The sequence below is a fragment of the Bdellovibrio sp. BCCA genome (genome assembly GCF_037996825.1).
Classification (GTDB): domain Bacteria; phylum Bdellovibrionota; class Bdellovibrionia; order Bdellovibrionales; family Bdellovibrionaceae; genus Bdellovibrio.
In genome coordinates this window covers 1,851,389-1,870,796 of record NZ_JBBNAC010000001.1, presented here as the reverse complement: position 1 = coordinate 1,870,796, position 19,408 = coordinate 1,851,389, and the positions used below count along the sequence as shown (strand labels likewise).

General features: G+C 44.1%; 21 protein-coding genes. 11 read left to right on the top strand and 10 right to left on the bottom strand.

Annotation, left to right across the window (positions count from 1 at the left end):
• Positions 1-28: 28 nt before the first annotated feature.
• Genes scpB through AAAA78_RS09250 form a run of 4 tightly spaced genes read right to left on the bottom strand, consistent with a single transcriptional unit; the run spans position 29 to position 4,185 of the window.
• Positions 29-1,435: an SMC-Scp complex subunit ScpB gene (gene scpB / locus AAAA78_RS09265; protein ID WP_340591664.1), complete on the bottom strand. Its 1,407-nt coding sequence runs from the start codon at positions 1,433-1,435 to the stop codon at positions 29-31.
• Positions 1,436-1,443: 8 nt separating this feature from the next.
• Positions 1,444-2,484 carry a segregation and condensation protein A gene (locus tag AAAA78_RS09260; protein WP_340591663.1) on the bottom strand — a complete coding sequence of 347 codons (1,041 nt, stop codon included), beginning with the start codon at positions 2,482-2,484 and terminating at the stop codon, positions 1,444-1,446.
• Between the two features lie 16 nt (positions 2,485-2,500).
• Positions 2,501-3,526, bottom strand: a complete 1,026-nt coding sequence (trpS, locus tag AAAA78_RS09255) for a tryptophan--tRNA ligase (protein ID WP_340591661.1) — start codon at positions 3,524-3,526, stop codon at positions 2,501-2,503.
• On the bottom strand, positions 3,523-4,185 hold the full coding sequence (locus AAAA78_RS09250) for a site-2 protease family protein (protein WP_340591660.1): 663 nt from the start codon (positions 4,183-4,185) through the stop codon (positions 3,523-3,525). Before AAAA78_RS09250 ends, trpS begins: the two co-directional genes overlap by 4 nt.
• A 185-nt stretch (positions 4,186-4,370) precedes the next feature.
• Between AAAA78_RS09250 and AAAA78_RS09245 the strand changes: the two genes are divergently transcribed.
• The 9 genes from AAAA78_RS09245 to AAAA78_RS09205 all read left to right on the top strand — a co-directional run bounded on the left by AAAA78_RS09245 (position 4,371) and on the right by AAAA78_RS09205 (position 12,302).
• Entirely contained in the window at positions 4,371-5,537 is a 1,167-nt protein-coding gene (locus AAAA78_RS09245; RefSeq protein ID WP_295899193.1) for an acyl-CoA dehydrogenase, read from the top strand.
• Positions 5,538-5,610: 73 nt separating this feature from the next.
• Positions 5,611-7,074, top strand: a complete 1,464-nt coding sequence (locus AAAA78_RS09240; RefSeq protein ID WP_340591657.1) for a peptide ABC transporter substrate-binding protein — start codon at positions 5,611-5,613, stop codon at positions 7,072-7,074.
• A gap of 10 nt (positions 7,075-7,084) precedes the next feature.
• Positions 7,085-8,287, top strand: coding sequence for an EAL domain-containing protein (locus tag AAAA78_RS09235; RefSeq protein ID WP_340591655.1), 1,203 nt, complete (start codon positions 7,085-7,087; stop codon positions 8,285-8,287).
• 157 nt (positions 8,288-8,444) lie between these two features.
• Complete coding sequence (locus tag AAAA78_RS09230) at positions 8,445-8,663, top strand: hypothetical protein (RefSeq protein WP_340591654.1); 219 nt, start codon at positions 8,445-8,447, stop codon at positions 8,661-8,663.
• 214 nt (positions 8,664-8,877) lie between these two features.
• Positions 8,878-9,624, top strand: a complete 747-nt coding sequence (locus AAAA78_RS09225; protein WP_340591652.1) for an SDR family NAD(P)-dependent oxidoreductase — start codon at positions 8,878-8,880, stop codon at positions 9,622-9,624.
• Positions 9,621-10,010 carry a 6-carboxytetrahydropterin synthase gene (locus AAAA78_RS09220; RefSeq protein WP_340591651.1) on the top strand — a complete coding sequence of 130 codons (390 nt, stop codon included), beginning with the start codon at positions 9,621-9,623 and terminating at the stop codon, positions 10,008-10,010. The genes AAAA78_RS09225 and AAAA78_RS09220 overlap by 4 nt, the downstream gene beginning before the upstream one ends.
• Complete coding sequence (locus AAAA78_RS09215) at positions 10,007-10,741, top strand: pseudouridine synthase (protein ID WP_340591649.1); 735 nt, start codon at positions 10,007-10,009, stop codon at positions 10,739-10,741. The genes AAAA78_RS09220 and AAAA78_RS09215 overlap by 4 nt, the downstream gene beginning before the upstream one ends.
• Positions 10,742-10,744: 3 nt before the next feature.
• Positions 10,745-11,782 carry a lipid A deacylase LpxR family protein gene (locus tag AAAA78_RS09210; RefSeq protein WP_340591647.1) on the top strand — a complete coding sequence of 346 codons (1,038 nt, stop codon included), beginning with the start codon at positions 10,745-10,747 and terminating at the stop codon, positions 11,780-11,782.
• Positions 11,783-11,948: 166 nt separating this feature from the next.
• The gene (locus AAAA78_RS09205; RefSeq protein WP_340591645.1) at positions 11,949-12,302 is read left to right on the top strand and encodes a hypothetical protein; all 354 of its coding nucleotides are present in this window, start codon (positions 11,949-11,951) and stop codon (positions 12,300-12,302) included.
• Positions 12,303-12,340: 38 nt separating this feature from the next.
• Here the strand turns inward: AAAA78_RS09205 and AAAA78_RS09200 are convergent, their stop codons facing one another.
• Complete coding sequence (locus tag AAAA78_RS09200; RefSeq protein WP_340591643.1) at positions 12,341-13,120, bottom strand: DUF455 family protein; 780 nt, start codon at positions 13,118-13,120, stop codon at positions 12,341-12,343.
• An 85-nt stretch (positions 13,121-13,205) separates the two neighbouring features.
• Here AAAA78_RS09200 and AAAA78_RS09195 point away from each other — a divergent pair, with 85 nt between their 5' ends.
• On the top strand, positions 13,206-13,907 hold the full coding sequence (locus AAAA78_RS09195) for a YebC/PmpR family DNA-binding transcriptional regulator (RefSeq protein ID WP_340591642.1): 702 nt from the start codon (positions 13,206-13,208) through the stop codon (positions 13,905-13,907).
• 53 nt (positions 13,908-13,960) lie between these two features.
• On the opposite strand, the gene AAAA78_RS09190 is transcribed toward AAAA78_RS09195, so the two are convergent.
• Positions 13,961-15,880 carry an acetyl-CoA hydrolase/transferase C-terminal domain-containing protein gene (locus tag AAAA78_RS09190; RefSeq protein WP_340591640.1) on the bottom strand — a complete coding sequence of 640 codons (1,920 nt, stop codon included), beginning with the start codon at positions 15,878-15,880 and terminating at the stop codon, positions 13,961-13,963.
• 79 nt (positions 15,881-15,959) lie between these two features.
• Between AAAA78_RS09190 and AAAA78_RS09185 the strand changes: the two genes are divergently transcribed.
• Positions 15,960-16,316: a hypothetical protein gene (locus AAAA78_RS09185; RefSeq protein ID WP_340591638.1), complete on the top strand. Its 357-nt coding sequence runs from the start codon at positions 15,960-15,962 to the stop codon at positions 16,314-16,316.
• Between the two features lie 44 nt (positions 16,317-16,360).
• On the opposite strand, the gene AAAA78_RS09180 is transcribed toward AAAA78_RS09185, so the two are convergent.
• From AAAA78_RS09180 to AAAA78_RS09165, 4 genes are all read right to left on the bottom strand, one after another.
• Positions 16,361-17,230, bottom strand: a complete 870-nt coding sequence (locus AAAA78_RS09180; RefSeq protein ID WP_340591637.1) for a trypsin-like serine peptidase — start codon at positions 17,228-17,230, stop codon at positions 16,361-16,363.
• Between the two features lie 74 nt (positions 17,231-17,304).
• Positions 17,305-17,742: a SufE family protein gene (locus AAAA78_RS09175; protein ID WP_340591636.1), complete on the bottom strand. Its 438-nt coding sequence runs from the start codon at positions 17,740-17,742 to the stop codon at positions 17,305-17,307.
• A 2-nt stretch (positions 17,743-17,744) separates the two neighbouring features.
• On the bottom strand, positions 17,745-18,557 hold the full coding sequence (locus tag AAAA78_RS09170) for a hypothetical protein (protein WP_340591635.1): 813 nt from the start codon (positions 18,555-18,557) through the stop codon (positions 17,745-17,747).
• 9 nt (positions 18,558-18,566) lie between these two features.
• On the bottom strand, positions 18,567-19,370 hold the full coding sequence (locus tag AAAA78_RS09165) for a phosphatase domain-containing protein (protein WP_340591633.1): 804 nt from the start codon (positions 19,368-19,370) through the stop codon (positions 18,567-18,569).
• Positions 19,371-19,408: the final 38 nt, after the last annotated feature.

Here is a 19,408-nt window from a genome sequence, read left to right as displayed (position 1 = left end):
ATAAACTATCCACAGGCTCAGCAGAGCCTTAAACAGAGGCTTCGCCTTCTTCATCAATATCATCCGCTTCGCCTAGGAATGGCAATTCTTCGGATTCAGCCATTTCCATGGATTCCATTTCTTCCATAGAATTTTCTTCAGAAACTTCGTCCATCATCATTTCAGATTCCTCTAATGAACCTTCTTCAACGGAACCGTCAGTTTCTGACATTGGTTTTTTCATGAAGGCCGCTTTTTTCTCGGCCGCAATCGCAACAAGAGATGTTCCTGCCGCCAAAGCTTCGTCATATTTTTTCAACCAGTTTGCATCACGAGTGGACACCGGCTCACCGAAGGCCAATGCATCACGGATGGTTTGTGCACGGTCTTGATCGCGCTTCTCAGCTTGACGACGTTTTTCTTCTTCAAAGAAATTTGTCGTTGTAGCGATATCTTCAAGCTGCTCTTGAATCTTCATAAGCTCTTCTTCTCCTTGAGAGTAAGAACCTACGAAAGTCTCTGACATTGAATCTGTGATTGTTGCCAAAGTCGGTTTTTCTTCCGCTTGTTGTTCGTCGATACCTTCTGGAAGAAGTTCATCGATTTGTGACAACGTCGGAAGCTCTTTCAAACTTCTCAGACCAAAGATCTCTAGGAATTTTTTCGTTGTTCCGTATTGCATTGGACGACCAGGAAGTTCTGATTTTCCTTCGAAAGCAACCAAGTTCTTTTCCATCAACGCACGCAACAAGTGACCTGATTCCACACCGCGGATTTCATCCACTTCGGCTTTCACAGTCGGTTGTTTGTAAGCCACGATAGAAAGAACTTCCAAAGCAGGACCTGAAAGTTTGAACTGACGAGTTTTCAATGTGCGCTTGAGGAAATCCATATTGTCGATTTTCGTGCGCAATTGATAGCCACCTGGAACTTCTTCCAAAGTCACACCACGGCGTCCACCGGCGTATTCAACAGCCAATTGGTCAAGAGCTCTGCGGATTTTATCACCCTTAATGTTTGTGCCTTTGAAAAGAAGTTTCAAAGAGGCCAAGCTTACGGGACGATCGCTGGCAAAAAGAACGCTCTCAACGATACTTTCAAGACGTTCTTCTTCAACGAATTCAATTTCTTCAATTTCTGCGGAATCAAAATTATCAAGCTCCGTGCCTTCCACAGACACATCGTCTTCAGAAGACATTTCCATTTCTTCAACATCTTCTTCACTGGCTTCAGGTAAGAAACCTTCAGACTCTTCTTCCTCTTGAAGAAAGACAGAGGCGTCGGATTCAATACCGTCTAATTCAGAAGACATCTCTTCAGAAGATTCTTCAGAGGCTTCAAACTCGGTTTCTACTTCAGTTAGATCGTCGTTCGACGATTCCACTCTGTCGGCTTCCGCCGCTAGAACTTCAACTTCAGACTGAACTTCTTCGTTTTTTTTGCGTTTTCTAGCCATGATTTCCTCTAAACTTCTGACACATCATCTTTAAATAATTCATTTTCCATCGCCAAGATTTCTTCATCGCTTGCGATGTCTTGGCTGGCTTCTTCAAGAGAAACCTCTTGTCCGTCCCCTTCGACAAAATCAAGGTTCATGGACATTTGCGGAGATTCTGCGAATTCAAATTCAGCTTCGGACTCCTGGCCTTCTGTGCCGCCGGCTTCCGCTGCATCCGCCAAAAGATCTTCCGTTGGATCAATCTTTTTAGACTCTTCCATCATCTTGGCAGCAACTTCGTCCGCTCTCATAGAGTCGTATTCTTCCACGCGAGACAAAACGTCCGTTTCAATTGGCTTTTTTGTATCAACCCAGATGTCAGAATAAACTTCAGACTGATAAAGGCTAACGAAACCCATTTTACCAAGTTCAAGTAAAGATAAGAATGTGATCAAAGCTTGGCGTGCGCGATCTTCCGTCGCATTCACAAGCTCCATCAATGTGACTTTTTGACCTACGATCAAACGATCTTTGATCTCAAGAACACGGCTGGAGATAGATTGAGCTTTCGCTGCCACCTGATGGATTTTCTTTTTCACCGATCGAAGCATTTTACGGTAAGTCGAAATCAACGAGAACAAAGCGTTCTCTTCAAGAATAATTTCTTCTTCCTTTTGATCGAGAGATTCACGAGTTCCGCGAAGCCATACGTCACGACCCACCAAAGGACGGTCGTAAAGAAGTTTCGAAGCTTCTTGATATTTTTGGTACTCAAGAAGTTTTTGCACAAGTTCTTTGCGCGGATCTTCTTGCTCGATCACTTCCCCATTTTCATCGTACTGAGGAAGAAGCATGCGGGATTTGATTTGAATCAATGTCGAAGCCATGGCGACAAACTCGCCGGCCACTTCAAGATCCAATTCTTTCATCAACTTGATATATTCAAGGTACTGCTTGGTGATCTCATGAACTTTGATATCCATGATATCCATTTCTTCTTTACGGATAAGGTAAAGAAGAAGCCCTAGAGGTCCTTCAAATTTAGGCAACTGAACTGTAATACTCATGAAAGATGGTCCCCTCTTACCATTTCATACTCGAGCGCACGATTTCCAAAGTTTTTTGGGCTTCCTTGCGCGCTTTGTCGCATCCAGCGTCGATGATTGAATCAAGGCGACCTGGATTATTCAACAACTCTTTTTTCTTTTCTCGCGGCTCTAGCGAAATCTTTTCGATATTCGCCGCCAAACGTCCTTTGCAGTCCCCACAACCGATTCCTGCAGAGCGACATCCAGCCTCCACCCACTGTAGATCTTCCGCAGAAGAATACAGTTTGTGATAGCCATAGACAGAACATTTTGTTGGCTCACCGACATCTTCGCGACGAACGCGGGCTGGATCAGTGACCATCATATTTACTTTTTTCTTTAAATCTTTTTCGGAATCCTCTGTGAGATACAAAGTGTTGCCATAAGACTTCGACATCTTTCTGCCATCAAGTCCTGGAACCAAAGGAATTTCCGTCAAGAGATGATTCATCTCTGGAAGTTTTGCTTTATATAAATTATTAAAGCGACGAACGATCTCACGAGAAATTTCCAAGTGAGAAATCTGGTCAGCGCCCACCGGAACTTTGTGCGCACGGTAAATCGCGATATCGGCCGCTTGCAAAACTGGATACGCAAAGCGTCCCAAGTTGTGCGTGTCATTCGCCTTCATTTCTTCAACGGCGTCTTTCCACGTGTTCACACGCTCAAGCCAGCCCATCGGAGTTAGATTTGCGAAGATCATAAAAAGTTCAATATGCTCAGGAATGCGGCTTTGAATAAACAAAGTTACTTTTTCTGGATCGACTCCCCAAGCAAGAAACTCAGCGATCATTTCGCGCGTCCACGGAGCGATTTCTTTGGGAGATTTGTAGGCCGTGGTCATCCCGTGCCAATCCATCGCCCCAAAGAAGCATTCATACTCGTCTTGAAGTTTCACCCAGTTTTGCAGAGCCCCCCAGTAGTGACCGATATGCAGACGTCCCGTCACTCTCATACCAGACATTACGCGCAGTTTTTTAGCAGGTGGGGCTTGAACGACTCCGTTGACTTCAGAACTCATATTCCAAAGCCTCCCAAAGCCAAGGTCACAAGATTGTTATATCCCCAGATCACAGGAACTGCGAGAACGCGCAAAGCTCCAGTTAAAACCAAGGCCATTAAGATCATGCTTGTGATGTGTTCGTTCTGTTCCAATTTGTAGTTGAGTTGTGCCGGTAAAAAACGCGCCAAAACTTTTCCGCCATCCAGTGGATGAAGAGGTAAGATATTGAAAACCGCTAAGAACAAATTCGTGATGATAAATGTTTTGAGGATTTCGATCAGACCGCCCGCATAACTAAGAGCGATGAAATACTTTGCGACGACGGCGATTAAAATCGAACCGACAATCGCCAAAAGAATATTAGAAAGAGGTCCTGCCAAAGCAATCCAAAACATATCCACTCTTGGATTTTTCAAATTGCGCGTATTGACCGGAACTGGTTTTGCCCAACCAAAAAAGATCGGTGTCGCCAACACGATAGAAACGATTGGAAGAATCAATGTTCCGATCATATCCATGTGCGCGAGAGGGTTCATCGTCAGACGTCCCATCACCTCCGCCGTGTTGTCACCGCGACGACGCGCCACCCAACCGTGAGCGTACTCATGGAAACAGAGTGCAAAAAGAAACGGAATAAAATAAATGCCAATCTTGGCGCCAATCTCGACGAAATCCATATCACCTCACGCTAAAGCACGCCTAGACTCTTGTCTAGCATGTCGAATCACTTGCTTATATAAAGTGCAAACAGTGTAACACAGCTTGTTAAGAGAAAAGCTCTCGTCTTTCCAAGACCTTGAATAAATTCTTTGAACCATATACTTTCAGGCGCACTGTTATAACCAAACTGAATGGAGTGACCATGTCTGACGTATCTAACGCTCGTCCAGCTTTGACGATGCTATCTGAAGACGAAGCCGCGTTCCGCGATGCTGTTCGTGCTTTTGCTGAATCTGAAATCAAACCTCATGTGACACACATGGACGAAAAAGCAGAGATGGATCCTGCTATCGTTAAAAAACTTTTCGAAATGGGCTTGATGGGTATCGAGACTCCAGAGAAATACGGCGGAGCGGGTTCGACTTTCACAATGGCTTGCTTAGCTGTTGAAGAAATCGGTCGCGTTGACGGCTCTGTTTCTGTTCTTGTTGACGTTCAAAACACTTTGACGACAAACGCGTTCCTTAAATGGGGAACAGAAGCTCAAAAAGAAAAATACTTGGGCAAAATGGCGACAGAGTGGGTTGGCGCTTACGCTCTTTCTGAATCTTCTTCTGGCTCTGATGCTTTCGCATTGAAACTTAAAGCAGAAGATAAAGGTGATAAATGGGTTTTGAACGGTTCAAAACTTTGGATCACAAACGGTAAAGAAGCCAATGTGTTTATCGTTTTCGCAAACATCGACCACGGTAAAGGCTACAAAGGCATCACAGCGTTCGTAGTTGAAAAATCATTCCCAGGTTTCAAAGTCGGTAAGAAAGAAGATAAGTTGGGCATCCGCGCTTCCTCTACTTGCGAACTTCTTTTTGAAAACTGCGAAGTGCCTAAAGCCAACGTTCTAGGTGAAGTCGGTAAAGGTTATAAAATTGCTATCGAGACTTTGAATGAAGGTCGTATCGGTATCGGCGCACAAATGATCGGTATCGCTCAAGGCGCTTATGAAGCAGCTCTTGGCTATGTTAAAGGTCGTGAGCAATTCGGAAAACCTATCGCTCACTTCCAAGGCGTTCAATTCCAATTGGCAGAAATGCGCACGGAATTAGAAGCGGCTCGTTTGATGGTTTACAATGCTGCTCGCCTTAAAGACGCGGGCCAAGACTTCATCGAAGCGGCTGCTATGGCAAAACTTTATGCTTCTCGCGCTGCTGAAAAGATCACTTCTAAAGCGATCGACCTTTTCGGCGGTAACGGATTCACTAAAGAGTATCCTGTAGAAAAATTCTGGCGCGACGCTAAGATCGGCCAGATCTACGAAGGAACAACAAACATGCAATTGCAAACAATTGCGAAAATGGAACTTGATAAATAGTTCTGACAAAAAGGCCTCCCCACGGAGGCCTTTTTTATTTCGTTTCCCGTAAATTCTGGTTAAGCTTAAAGCTATGAAAATCATCTTGGCATTTCTTCTTTTATTTTCTTCGGGAACTTTTGCGGCGGAAAAGGTTTTTCGTCTTCACCTTTCCAATGAACCTGGTGGGCTTGATCCGAACAAACAGCGCACTTCTTCTTCAAGCTATGTTTTAGGAAATCTTTATCGCAATATTTTTAGTTATGACGACAGCAAAGGTCTTGTTCCTGATTTAGGAACAGGATGTAAGCGCGATAAAAAACAAAGCCTTATCTGCTCTCTTAAAAAAGATCTTGTGTGGAGTGATGGTTCGCCTCTGACTTCCGAAGATTTTCTTCGCACCTATAAAAAAATTCTAAATCCAAAAAACGCCACTCCCCGCGCGGATCTGCTTTTTAAAATTAAAAATGCGGAAGACATCTTTGCTGGCAAAAAGGGTCTGGAAACTTTAGGTGTTTCGGCTCCGGATAAACTTACTTTGAAATTTGAATTTCAAACTTCCGATCCTGATTTCGAATACAATCTGGCGAATTTTCTTTTAGCGCCGACGAAAGAAGATCTTTCTGCTTACAATGGTCCTTACAAGCTTAAAGAATGGAAAAAGGGACAGAAAATCATTCTGGAAGCCAATGCCCTTTACAAAGGCGGTCATCCGCAACGCCCGCAGGTCGAATTTCTTTTTATTGAAGAAGACACTGTGGCTTTGCAACTTTATGAAAAGAACGAATTGCAGTTTTTAAGACGCCTTCCCACTCTTTTTATTCCTTCTCATAAAACTCGCAAAGACTTCTACTGGTATCCCGTGATTCGTTTGGACTATCTTGGATTTGGTCCAGAATTAGCGACACAAGAAGATGTGCGCAAAGCTTTCACTTATTCTCTTAACTACGTTGAATTGCAAAAGATTTTTTCTTCCGAAGGAAAACCTGGTTGTATTGGACTTCCCGACTCTTGGTTCCCAGAAAAAGCACCGTGCTTCGATTATGATCTTAAGAAGGTTCCCAAAATCACAAGCACTAAAACTTACACATTGATGTTCTCAGCACTTGGTGGCGAAGATCACAAACGTGCGACCGAGTGGTTGCAAAATCAATGGTCTAAAAATGCGGGGCTTAAAACGCATCTTGAAGTGAAAGAAAACAAGGTCTTTCTACAAATCCTTCAACAGAACCCTCCAGCCCTGTTCCGTAAAGGTGTGTCTCCGGATCGACCCACCTGCCTTGCGGCTTTAGAAACTTTCGCGCCAACAAGCCCTGAGAACTATCTTCGTATTAAATCGCCAGAATACGAAAAGATTTTGTCCTCACTTGCGCAGACGAAAAAGCCCGCAGAGCAAAAGAAATGGTGCCTTGCCGGAGCTGATTATCTGATGAAGAACCATTTGATGATTCCACTGGGAGCCATTCACTTCTCAATTCTCGTAAAACCTGAATTTATTGGATGGAAATTGAATCAAATGAATCAGCTGGACTTGTCGGACCTGCACTTAAGACCCTAAAATGGTTTCTATGAATTCAGCAACTCAGTCCGTCGACATTCACAAAGATCAAATCATTTTTAGCGAAGGCGATGCCGGTGATTGTGCCTATATCATCGAAAAGGGCCGCGTGCTGATTTACATCACTAAAGACAAAGAGGAAATTCCTCTGACGATCTTAGGTGAAGGCGAAATCTTTGGTGAGATGGCTTTAATCGACAATCAAAATCGCTCCGCCTCCGTGCGCGCTCTTGAAGATGTGCGCCTGGCTATCGTCACAAAACAACAAGTTCTTGAGCGTGTTTCAACAGCCGATAAAGTCGTGCAGCTTTTAATGCGTGTTCTTCTTAAAAGACTGCGCCGTAAAAACTTAACCACTCCGACAGGCACGCGCGTGACGGACGTCGAGTTTGATAACTCCGGTGCTGGTGATGACGGGACTCAAAGTGCCTTAGATCAAATCAAATTGGAAAATCAAATTTTCCAGGCTTTTCAAAATAAAGAATTCGAACTTTTCTATCAGCCGATCGTGAATTTAAAAACCAAACAAATCACAGGCTGCGAGGCTTTGCTTCGCTGGAACAGTCCTTTGCATGGCTTGGTGTCTCCGAATCTTTTCATCGATGTGATTGAAAATTCTTCGATGGTGATTCCGATTGGACACTGGATTATCAATCAGGCTTTAAAAGATTTGCGCACAATTCAGGATCAATTGCGCTTAAACAAAAAAGACAAAATGGCTGACGAGTTTATGATGAGTATCAATATCTCGGGCCGTCAGTTCACGCACTCTGATTTCGTGAACAACTTAGAAGACCTTCGCGAAAAACACGACCTGCAAACAAAGAACATCAAACTTGAAATGACTGAAAGAATCATGATGGACGGCGCGATCGCTCTTGAAGCGCTAAATCAGTGCCGTAATCAGGGTTATGCAATCTCCATTGATGACTTCGGAACAGGTTTCTCAAGCCTGCAATACCTAACACAAATGCCGATCAGCTTCCTTAAGATTGACCGTTGCTTTGTGATGAAGGTTTTAACCGATCCAAAATCCAAAGCCGTTGTGAGTTCGATCATCCACTTGGCCCACGCCATGGGAATTGAAATCATCGCGGAAGGTATTGAGAACAACGAAGAATCACTGGTTCTAGAAACTCTAGGCGCCCGCTATGGCCAAGGGTACCTGTTCTCGAAACCCGTCGACATGGGCCGCTTCCTTAAATTGATTTAAAAGGTACCAGGTACCTTTTTCCCGGATCAAAATGAGACTGTCTAGGTACGTCGTACCTTTTTTCGTTTAGGTCCTTAAGTCCAAATGACCTCCTCCGATAAGTCTTATGTCTTAAGACAATCAACCAGCTTAAGATTTCAACTGGAGGTCACTCAAGATGGCTGACAAAAAATTCGAAAAACAAATCCCAAACAATGTAGTTTCCTTGGAATCGGCTCGCTGCTGCGGCGAAGGCTGCAAGAAAAAGTCTGAAAAGGCGGGTTTCTGCGCTGAACACTTTGATTGGTTCAAAGCAGGCTTGATCACGAAGGAAGGGATGAAAGCTCCTGACTTTGATAAGAAGTATTATCACTACGTCGCGAAAAAAGCGGCTTAGTTCGTTTGCATTTCAAATTTCTACCGTTAAAGAGAGCCGGGACCCAACCCGGCTTTCTGCTTTTTAAGGAAGCTGTCCCCAAAATACAGAAAATAGGATAAGGCCTACAAAGAAGAATTTTATTCCGACGGAAAACGCTTCGCGCATGGACATGACTTCTCTTCGGTCCCCGCCTTTGCTAGTATAAGTCCAGTTTAACCACAGGGGATGTGCCATGAAGAAAGCCGCTTTAATTACCGGAGCTAGTAGCGGGATCGGTGCTGCGACAGCTATTGAATACGCTAAAAACGGCTATTTCGTTTACCTCATGGCTCGCAATAAAGAACGTCTGCAAGAAGTCGCAGCCAAGTGCCGTAGCGGTGCTTCGATTGTCTCTTGTGATGTCACCGATGTCACAGCCTTGAACAAACGCCTTGATGAAATGCTCACCGCAAAAATCCATCGTATTGAAGTCGTTGTGAACAACGCCGGAATTTATCAAACGCATTCCACGGAAGAAGGCACTGACGAGATTTGGATGAAACAGTTTGAAGTAAATCTCTTAGGACCTGTGCGTATTGCCCGTGCTTTTTTTCCTTACTTTAAAGAGCAAGGCGGCGGAAGCATTGTGAATATTTCTTCCACGCTTGGACTTCGCCCTGCGGGACCAACCTCTTCTTACTCTGCCAGCAAAGCGGCGATGGTAAACTGGACTCAGTGTCTGGCTCTTGAAGGTGGACCTTTTAAAATTCGTGCAAACTGTGTGTGCCCTGGAATTGTCGACACACCCATTCATGGTTTCCATAGTTTAGACGCCGACAAAAAAGCGGCGGCTTTAGATAAAATGAAATCGCTGCAACCTCTAGGGCGGATTGGTACACCTGAAGACGTCGCGAAAGCGGCTTACTTCCTGGGTTCGGATCTTTCAAGCTGGACAACGGGAGCTATCCTGACTGTGGATGGAGGAATCAGCCTCACATGATTCTGACTTTAAAAAGCTCATTTAGCAGCGCTCATTTTTATGCTCAGCCTCTTTGGGATAAAACTCAAAACGAGAATACTTTTGGCCGTTGCTACACACAGTACGGCCATGGACACAACTACACTCTGGAAGTCGGTTTTGTTCTTCATAACTCTCAAGAACTTTCTAGAAGATCAGAATACCAAAATCTTTTAACTCAACTGACGACGCGCTTGGATCACGAACATCTTAATTTTGTGATTCCAGAGTTTAAAGACAAAGTTCCGACTACGGAAAACATCGCACTTTATTTTTTAGACAAATTAAAATCATCTGTTTCAGAAAAAGATCTTTCTTATATCAAGCTTTATGAAATGGACACTCTTTGGACGGAGATCCGCCTATGAGCGAAGAAAAAGTACGTTTATCAAAACTCATGGCTGAAAGAGGCATTTGTTCCCGTCGTGAAGCGGATGAATACATTGCTAAGGGTCTTGTTCTTGTTGACGGTATTAAAATTGATCAATTGGGAACAAAAGTAGATCCCAACGTTAAAATCACCTTGGAAGCGGAAGCTTTAAAAAAACAAAAGCGTTTAGCGACGATTATTTTGAACAAACCGATTGGTTACGTGTCAGCGCAACCTGAACCACCCTATCAGCCTGCGATCAAACTGATCACGCCAGAAAATCAGTTTGGCGATTCCAAACAGCGTTTACGTCAGGAACACTTTCAAGGATTGGCTGTCGCCGGGCGTTTGGATATCGACTCTCAAGGTCTTTTGCTTTTCACGCAAGACGGTCGTATTGCCAAAAAAATCATCGGTGAAGAAACCAAACTGGAAAAAGAATACATCGTGCGTGTGCAAGGCACTTTGCCTGACGACAAATTAAAGCTGCTCAATCATGGGCTTTCTTTAGATGGAAAAGCCTTAAAGCCTGCGAAAGTGGAATGGCTCAATCAAGACCAATTGCGCTTTATTTTACGTGAAGGAAAAAAACGTCAGATCCGTCGCATGTGTGAAGCTGTCGGACTTAAAGTGACCGGATTAAAACGCGTGCGCATCGGGAAACTTCGCTTGGGTCAATTGCCAGAAGGTAAATGGCGCTTTCTGGAAGATGACGAGACACTTGATTAATCTATGAAAAAGATTTTTCTTTTCCTGTTTCTGATTTCGCTAAAAACTTTTGGACAAGCTCCAAACGCGACGGAAACAGTAAAACCTCATGGAGAGTCTTTCACCGTTTACGTTGAGAACGACACCCGTCGCTTGGGTGGTCCTAACTCAGATCAAGGTTATACCAATGGAATTCGTTTTTCTTACGTGTATGCGGAAAACAAAATTCCTGGGTGGATTCCGCCTCTAACAGGTTGGTCGGAGCGACTGAATAAAGAATTTAATAAATCCACGACAAACTTCGGTATTTCTTTAGCTCAACAAATTTACACTCCTAACAACAAGAACACAACGGAGCTTATTAAGAACGATCGTCCTTATGCGGGTTGGCTCTATTTAGGTTTTACGGCGAACTTTAAAACGCCAACACACAGTCATTCTTTGGAGTTAGATATCGGCATGATCGGCCCTGAAGCCATGGGCGAAAAAGTACAAAATAGTTTTCACGATATGATCAATGTTCCAGACGCAAAGGGGTGGAAGAATCAGCTTTCTACCGAGCCGACTTTGCAAGCTTCCTACTTTCAAAAAATTCGTTTCTTTGAATTAGAAAACGAATCAGGACGAAGTTTTGATTTTATTCCTTACGGGGGAGCTTCTTTTGGCAACGTTCTTGTCGCCGGTCATATCGGCGCTATAGCTCGCGTGGGCGTCCGTCTTCCCGATGACTTTGGTCCTTCCCGCCTTTCTTCCGCCGACGGTGATGCTATTGTGAATTTTGATGGCAAGCCTCATCATATTCCTTGGCGTGTGTATGGCTTTGCCGGCATTCGTGGAAATGCCATTGCTCGAAATATTTTCTTAGACGGAAACACTTTTCGTGAAAGCCATCGAGTTAAAAAATATCCCTTCACGGCGGAAACTGAAGTGGGTTATGCCGTGCAGATCTCTCACTGGAGTTACTCTTGGCGCTTTGTCACAGTGTCACCTGAGTTTGAAGAAAAAAGTGAATTTAGCAGTTATGCTTCGATCTCGCTTTCTTACTTCCGGGATTTTGAATAAACCCACCGTTCACCTTCTGTGAACATTTATCGATAAACTTATCGTTCAGATATTTTCATCCGGCCTTTCCTTGTAAAATCAAACACCGTCGTCTTGGCTTATAAAAAACAAGGCATACAGCTTGCTTTCTTTGGTTTCACAACAAAATCAAAGAAAGGAGATTTTTGTGAAGTCAGTTATTATTGCGGTTATTTTCCTAAGCTCGTCGTTTGCATCGGCGGGTCAGGGCGACACTCCACCCGAAGAGCTCTCTCTTCAAATGGTGTGCAATGCCATCTTTAGCATCCTTGAGGAGAAAGACATGTTGGCCTGTCGAGATATCGGGATCGCTGCCGGTATTGATTTTAGAACGGATTCAGTTCTAGAAGGTTACAATCAGGCTTTAGATCTTTGCACCTTTGGCGATACATCTCAGAACATCAAAGATTTAAGACAAGATGCTTTGAACGGTCTTCGCCGCGTTCGTGATGCGAAGGTAAAAGCTATTGGCAGCACCAATTCTTTGTGTGATTTGCTGTAAACGTCTTTGGTTTCCTCCTGTCGCCTGACGGGAGGAAACTACATCGGTTTTAAGAAATCCAAACGCAGTTTTTCGTAGTACTGAATTTCTTCTTCAGTGAACCCCGCTTTGATTCTTAAATCGCGATTCAAAGGTTCAATACGTTTGGGGAGCCTTTTTCTTAAGGAGTCCATTCTCTCTGGAAAATCCTGAGAGGGATCAAGTTTTTCTTTGTTGCAAATTTCGCGATACCATCTTGAGCCAAAATCAACGTGACCGATCTCTTCGTAATTGATCTGCTTCACGATTTTTTGAATGGTGTTCTTTCCGTCTGTTCCTTCTAAGCGACGGATCAAGGTGTCTCCCGCATCAAGGCCACTGCCCTCAAGATAGCGGTGCACAATCAAGATACGATCTAAGAGCGAGTCTTCAACGCTCACCGCTCGCCACAAGGCCATGTGCACGGGCCAATCTCCCCATTTAAAGCCAAGATCTGCGATGCCCTCTAAGCACATGCGCAAATGTTGAGCTTCCGAGACAGTCACAGCCAAAAGTTCTTCGCGGAATCCCTGCGGCGCATCCGGATACTCCACCAAGGTGCGAACTCCGAGTTCCATGGCCTGAAGTTCGATGCTGGCCAAGTCATGAAGCATGCGGGCCTGACCTTCAAGGGTCGAAAAACCTTTTTTAGGAGGATGAAATTTAGGGTGCAAAACGGGGACATCCCGGGCCGGTTCTTCGGGCACAAGATAAGGAGAGCTCAATTTAAGAGCCTCTTCACAATATTTTTCGATATTTTGAATCTTTTCCCAGACGTCCGGGGTGGAAAAACTGAACATATCCCCTTTTACATCCTGCTCCCATTCTTGCCAAATATTTCCTGATTTGCTGCAATATATATCCTCAAGGCGAAGAAGGAGACATATGGGAAAATCATGGAAAACCGCCGGTAAAGTTGAGAAAGCTCAACAAAAAGGCCAAATATTCACCAAACTTGCGCGCGAAATCGCAGTCGCTTCAAAAGCTGGTGGCCCTGATCCCAATGCCAATGCCCGTCTTCGCATGGCGATCGATGCGGCGAAAAAAGTATCTTGCCCGAATGACACCATCGAACGCGCCATCAAAAAAGGTGCGGGTCTTTTGGATGACGGCAAAATCATCGAAGAGATCACTTACGAGGGCTACGGTCCTCACGGTGTGGGTGTGATCGTGGAATGCCAAACAGACAACAAACACCGAACAGCTCCGGACATGCGTCATGCGTTTAAATCTCATGAAGGCAATATGGGCGAGGTGGGCTCTGTGGCGTGGATGTTTGATCGCGTGGGTCTTATCGAAGGAACTAAAGAAGGTAAATTCGATCCGGACGAAGAAGCGATTGAAGCGGGAGCCAACGAAGTTTATGCGGATGAATCCGGAGCGTATGAGTTCTACACAAACGCAGACGACTTAGATGCAGTTCGCGACGCTCTTATGAAGCGTGGCTGGAAGATCACAAAGGGTGAGCTTTCATTCAAAGCAAAGAACATCACTGAGCTTTCTGATGAACAAAGAAAAGACGTTGAGGAGTTCCTAAATTACCTTGACGATATGGACGACACGCACCGCGTGCACGCAACTATTTAATCTTTTTTGAGAATGAAATAAGAAGACGCCGCTTTAAAAGAGCGGCGTCTTTTTTATTTTCCTAAAGCACCTAAAATCAGTCTCTGGTAAAAGAAGTCTTTAGCAGTTCTGGTTTTATAAAGCTCCATGCGCTCTAATTCCGCACTGTATTTATTTTTAGAAACACCAAGCCCTTTTACAAAGAAGCCGAGAAGTTTCTCAGTGTGAGCCTTCTTAAGCTGATTCAGAGATTTCCCCAAATTGATTTCTTCAATCGTAAAATCACTGCCAAAAGGAAAAAGTTTAAACTCGTCTTTATAAGATTGAACAAACTCTTTTACTCTCTTGAGTGAATTGTCTTTCGCATAAGAAGGAATTTTATACTCTTTCGAAAGCTTGCCATTTCTTTGAGCCGTTTCGACAAGTTCTTCTTGAAACTCACTATCAGCAATTTCAATCAATCGACGGATCACGGTGTCGTCACTTTCCCCTTTTAGAAAAGCTATGCCATACTCCGTGATCACGACATCCCGCAGATGGCGAGGAATCGTAGCGTGACCATGGACTTCCAGGATGTTGGAGGCTTTATGATTGTTTTTTAGATTCGTACTTCGCAACATCAAAACCGATTGTGCGTCTTCAAGTTCATGTGCCATTGCAACGAAGTTATATTGACCGCCCACCCCACTCACCACCTGGCCATTTTCAAGAGTGTCCGAAGCCGCCGCCCCCAGATAAGTGACTGCCATACAAGTATTAAAAAAGCGTGCATTTTTTCTTTGCTTTCGGATGGCCAGTTCGTGGGGATCATAGAGATCATTGACCTTTGAGACCTTCGTCATCGAAAGCCCTTCATAGTCCGCACCGGAAAGTGATCTCAACCAGTGATAAAAATCTTTAGATCCCAGAAAAAAAGCCCCATGCAAATATCTTCTTGCGGATTCATCATGATCAAAGATTTCGCGCTTTAAAATACCGGCCTTTCGTAAATGCATAAAACCATCCATTAACATTTCACTCGTTCCATAAAGGCCTTCTTGCAAAACGTTTAAATGAATTTTCTGATGCAGATCCGCGCGTCCCTTCCACAGATGTTCGGAGATTTTACGATAAAGAGCATTGTTCTTTTGTCGCATGATCATTGCATTCACCAAGGCATCTGAAAGAGACCCTATACCTATCTGCAAAGTTCCGGAATCCACGACGAGTTGGCTTGCATAAAAGCCAATAAGGTGCTCGGCTTCATCTACTGACACGCGAGGAACGGCAAAAAGAGAATGGCGAACTTCTTCACTTTCAACAATGAAATCAAAAAACGAAGCATCGACCTCAGCATCTCCTCCCAGATAAGGTAAATCCGGGTGGATTATCCCGATCATAAGAAGTGGTTTCTGGGATTTTTTATAAAGCTCCATCACATCCAAAGTTAAATCGGGATTGCAGCTCAAACTGATTTTGCTGCGGTCTTTAGAAAGAGCGACCATTTGTACAATCACATTGATATCGTGATCCAAAACCGCTCTTGCCACGTGGGTGTAATTAAGGCTGATGTAGGACTGCTGGGCGTTTTCATTTTTTAAAAGAGTGCCTGCCTGAAAATAAAATTCATGCAGATGAATATTCGATGGTACTTGCTTCTTGTGAAGATCTTCCAGATAAGTGAGATGAGGATAGTCATCTCCAAAATGTCTGGAGTAAAAAGGACCTAAAAAACGTTTTTCCAATTCGTTCTTAGGATTTTCAAAATCCAAAGAAAGAGCCGTAAATATCTTAAGTGAAATCCGTGAGTCTTTTTTAGCTCTTTCATAGATACGATTCACAAGCTGATTTGGTTTTCCCAATCCCAAGGGAGTGGCCAGCCTGATCGAAGATCCCAAACGCGAAAAAATAAAATTTTCGGCTTCCGCTAAAGATTTCGCAAACTTCATGTCTTTCATCATTTCGCTCTTTAAGATTGAAGTCAAAGAACCCCAAGGTCCAGCGTTAGACGACACTTCGCTTTTTACCCGTTTATTCCATGCTAGAATAAAGTTGTCAGTTGATGACAGACCATTACACAAAAGGAGGTAGTTTATGAGAACAGCTCTTTTGGCAGCCCTTCTCTTAATCATTCCTCATCTAGTTCAAGGCGTTCCTTACACAGATAAAATGCAGGTCAACGGAGAAAGTTCCGCAGCCACGCGAATCGTAGAACGTAAAGAGAAACAAGAAATGTTGAAACAGCAAACACAGCGTGAACCCGCGAGCGACATGAAGAAAGATCCCTCACTTGTCCCCTGCCCTGCAGGTCCACAAGTCAGAGAAGGCAAACTACGTGATTTAGCGAAAGTCGAAACTCATAGTACGACATGTCCTGGTGATGGAGAACTTCCCGATCATCCAAGCACCCATAATATGGATAAATCCGGAGTGCCCATCGATGTCGAATAAAAAAAGGGAGCTTGTGCTCCCTTTTTTTCTAGGCTTTCGATCTTTTATTTTTTCAAAGCATCCACGATGTAAGAAATATTTGTAACATCCTCACCACGACAACCGCCGTCAGCGCATTTGTTACTCATTGTGCATTTTCTTGCTCTGTCATAAGTGAAATCACTTGCGCCACGAACAAGAATTCCTACGACTTCATTTGTTCTTGCATTGAAGACCGCAGAACCCGAGTTTCCACCGTAAGTATCCAAGTTCGCTTGAAAGTAAGCGCCTTGTTGGCTACGAACATTGGCACCATCGGCATACTTTGTCGGCAGACCTGATGGATGGCCGACAACATATATCCCGTCACCGGCTTGCACAGGAGTGCGCTGCAAAGTCAAAGGTCTGTGCCCACGGACAGGACGATCCAAACGAACAAGGGCGTAGTCTTGAGCGCTTGTGTATTCACGCGCTACGATTTCCTTACAGTTATAAACTTCAGAAGCCGACAATGACTCCGGAGCTGTTTTCGCGTCAGCCATTTTAAAACCAAATACAAATGCATAAGCAGAACAATCCGCATTGCTGACGCAGTGACCGGCTGTTGCGATCAAATCGTCTCCGACAAGAGAACCTGAGCAATTCGCTGCCGTTGGTTGATCAAAGAATGGTTCATCAGAGCACAGGTTCATTTCTTTTCCGAACTGAGAAGAAAGAATTTTTACGAGGCCATTTCCGCTATTCACGATACTTCTTGTCGGAATCAAAGCGACTGTCGAATCAGCGACATCACGGATGTCCGCTCTTTCCACTTGATACACATCAACACGATTGTCGTCGCCGTAGATTACTTTGGGTGTGATATTGACAAAGCCAACTGAAAACGTTGCTGCAACAGCGACACTGACGGCCGCCACGAATGAATTCCTTTTCACTTTTTCCCCTCTGAACGTTCTTCCTGAACATTCCCCTCTAAAAAAGTCTCTGTAAATTGACAGGGAAAAACAAACTATTTTTTAGTTTTTAGTAGATAGTCGAAGGCCGTTGCATAGAGTTTGATTTGCTTAAGCATCGAGTGCAAGCCGTTGGCCCTGCTAGGAGAAAGGTTTCCTTCGAATCCCAAAGCTTTCAAAAACTCCGGCGGAGTCGCAAGAATTTCACTCGGAGATGCCCCTGAATACACGGACAATAATAAACCCACTAGACCCTTCACAATCAGCGCATCACTGTCGCCTTGAAGAATCATCTGACCTTGTTCGTTCAGATTCGCTGAAAGCCAGACTTGTGACTGGCATCCTTTCACCGCATTCTGTTCAGTCTTCAAATTTTCCGGCATCTCAGGAAGAGCTTTTCCCATCTCGATGATTTTTTTATAGCGATCTTCCCACTGTGTGAGCGCTGAAAAATCTTGGATAATTTTATTCTGTCTTTCTTGGATGCTTGCCATGTCTAGTTCACTTTCAATGTCGGAATGATCGAAAACAAATCTTCTTCCAACGATTGACCTTGTTCACCGATCAACTCGTGGAAAGATTTTTTATTCATGTTAGAGATAACTTCAAAACATTTTTTATAAAAGCCTTCTTGGTCTTCATAGTAGCCATTCCAAAGTTCTTTGGCTTTGGTTTCGGGCATGACCCAGGATTTTTTCTCGGCCGCCGTTCCATCGTGACGATTGTGATAATCCAGCAACGTCATAATCTGGCGCGGTGAAAAATCCAGCATAACTAAAGCTTCTTCCAGCAACGCCAGCTCCACATACCAAAGATAGCTTCCTAACTTTTCCCAGAATTTCAATCCCGGTTTTCCGTAAGAGCTTTTGCAGAAAAATGTCGTGCACACCACACCGCGATTTCTCCACACGTTGCAGTTTTGTTTTTCTTTATTGTAGTAAGGGCAAAGCCAGTCTTCTCTTTGACCAAAATCCCCTTCTTCGCGGTGATTGAACTCCACCTGATAACGAACGGGTGCCACAAGGCCAATCGGCAAAGCGTACTCACGGCGGGAAATCTTATCGCGGAAAATGCGATGTGCTTCCGTTGAAGAACTTTCGTTAAAAAGAGCTCCGACCATGTAATTGGGAAGAAACGGATGAAATGTGCAGCACTTCAGATCTTCGCGGTAATGGATTTTGCCGCGATGTCTGGGACGAGACATCGCGCAGGTATCACAAGTGGCTTTTGTTTCTTGTGGAGAGAAATCTAAAATTTCCCGAGGCAGAATATTTTCGTAAACACGAGGCAGCTGGTACTTTAATAACATGAAACTATCTTACGGCTTAATTCGGCAGCGATCTACAATACGAGCCTTAAGTAGTGTCATAATGTCGAAACGAGAAAGACTGTCATCCCATTTCCACACAAAATCGCTGCAGTTCACGAAATACGGAAACGCGACGATTCCTTCAGATCCATAAGCTTTGGATTTGACGATATCCACGGCCACCGTGCTCATCATTGTTTGCACGGCTTGTGTGCTTAGCAGATGTTCTTTTTCCATTTCCAAAGCGATTTCAATCGGAGTTACAAAGCCGATTTGATCTTCAAAAAGCTTCGCTCCCCATTCCACAAAGAAAGATTTCGAGTACACGATGCGAATAAATTGGTGAAACTCGATACCTTGATTCGCGTATTCTTTCACGATGGTGTTATAAACCTCGGGGTCTTGCTCACCGTTATCACCGATGAAAACAACTTTGCGAGGCTTGATGTCGTTCATAAGCTTGCGCAAGTTTTTAAGCTTGTGCACATCCGCATCGTAATTCGTGCGGCCGATGTAAGTTCCCGCCGGAAATTTTCCATTCACTAAAAAACTCTTATGAGTTCCCTTCATGAACCATTCAGGAGCTTTTGAAAGATATACGATCGATACATCAGATTGTTCTTGCGCGAAGAGATTATAAAGCTCGCTCATTCCGATAAAGCGGCTTTTGTCATCGAAAGCGTAACGAGCGGCTTCGGAAATATCCTGAACATTGGCCAGCTTGATCGTGTCATCCACATCACTGACAAAAAGAGTTTGTGCGTGCGCTGAAAGCGAAAAAATGAACAGAACTAATGCGATGAAATGCTTCATGGAACCCCCTCCCCACGGAGAGGTTTGTATAGCACAAA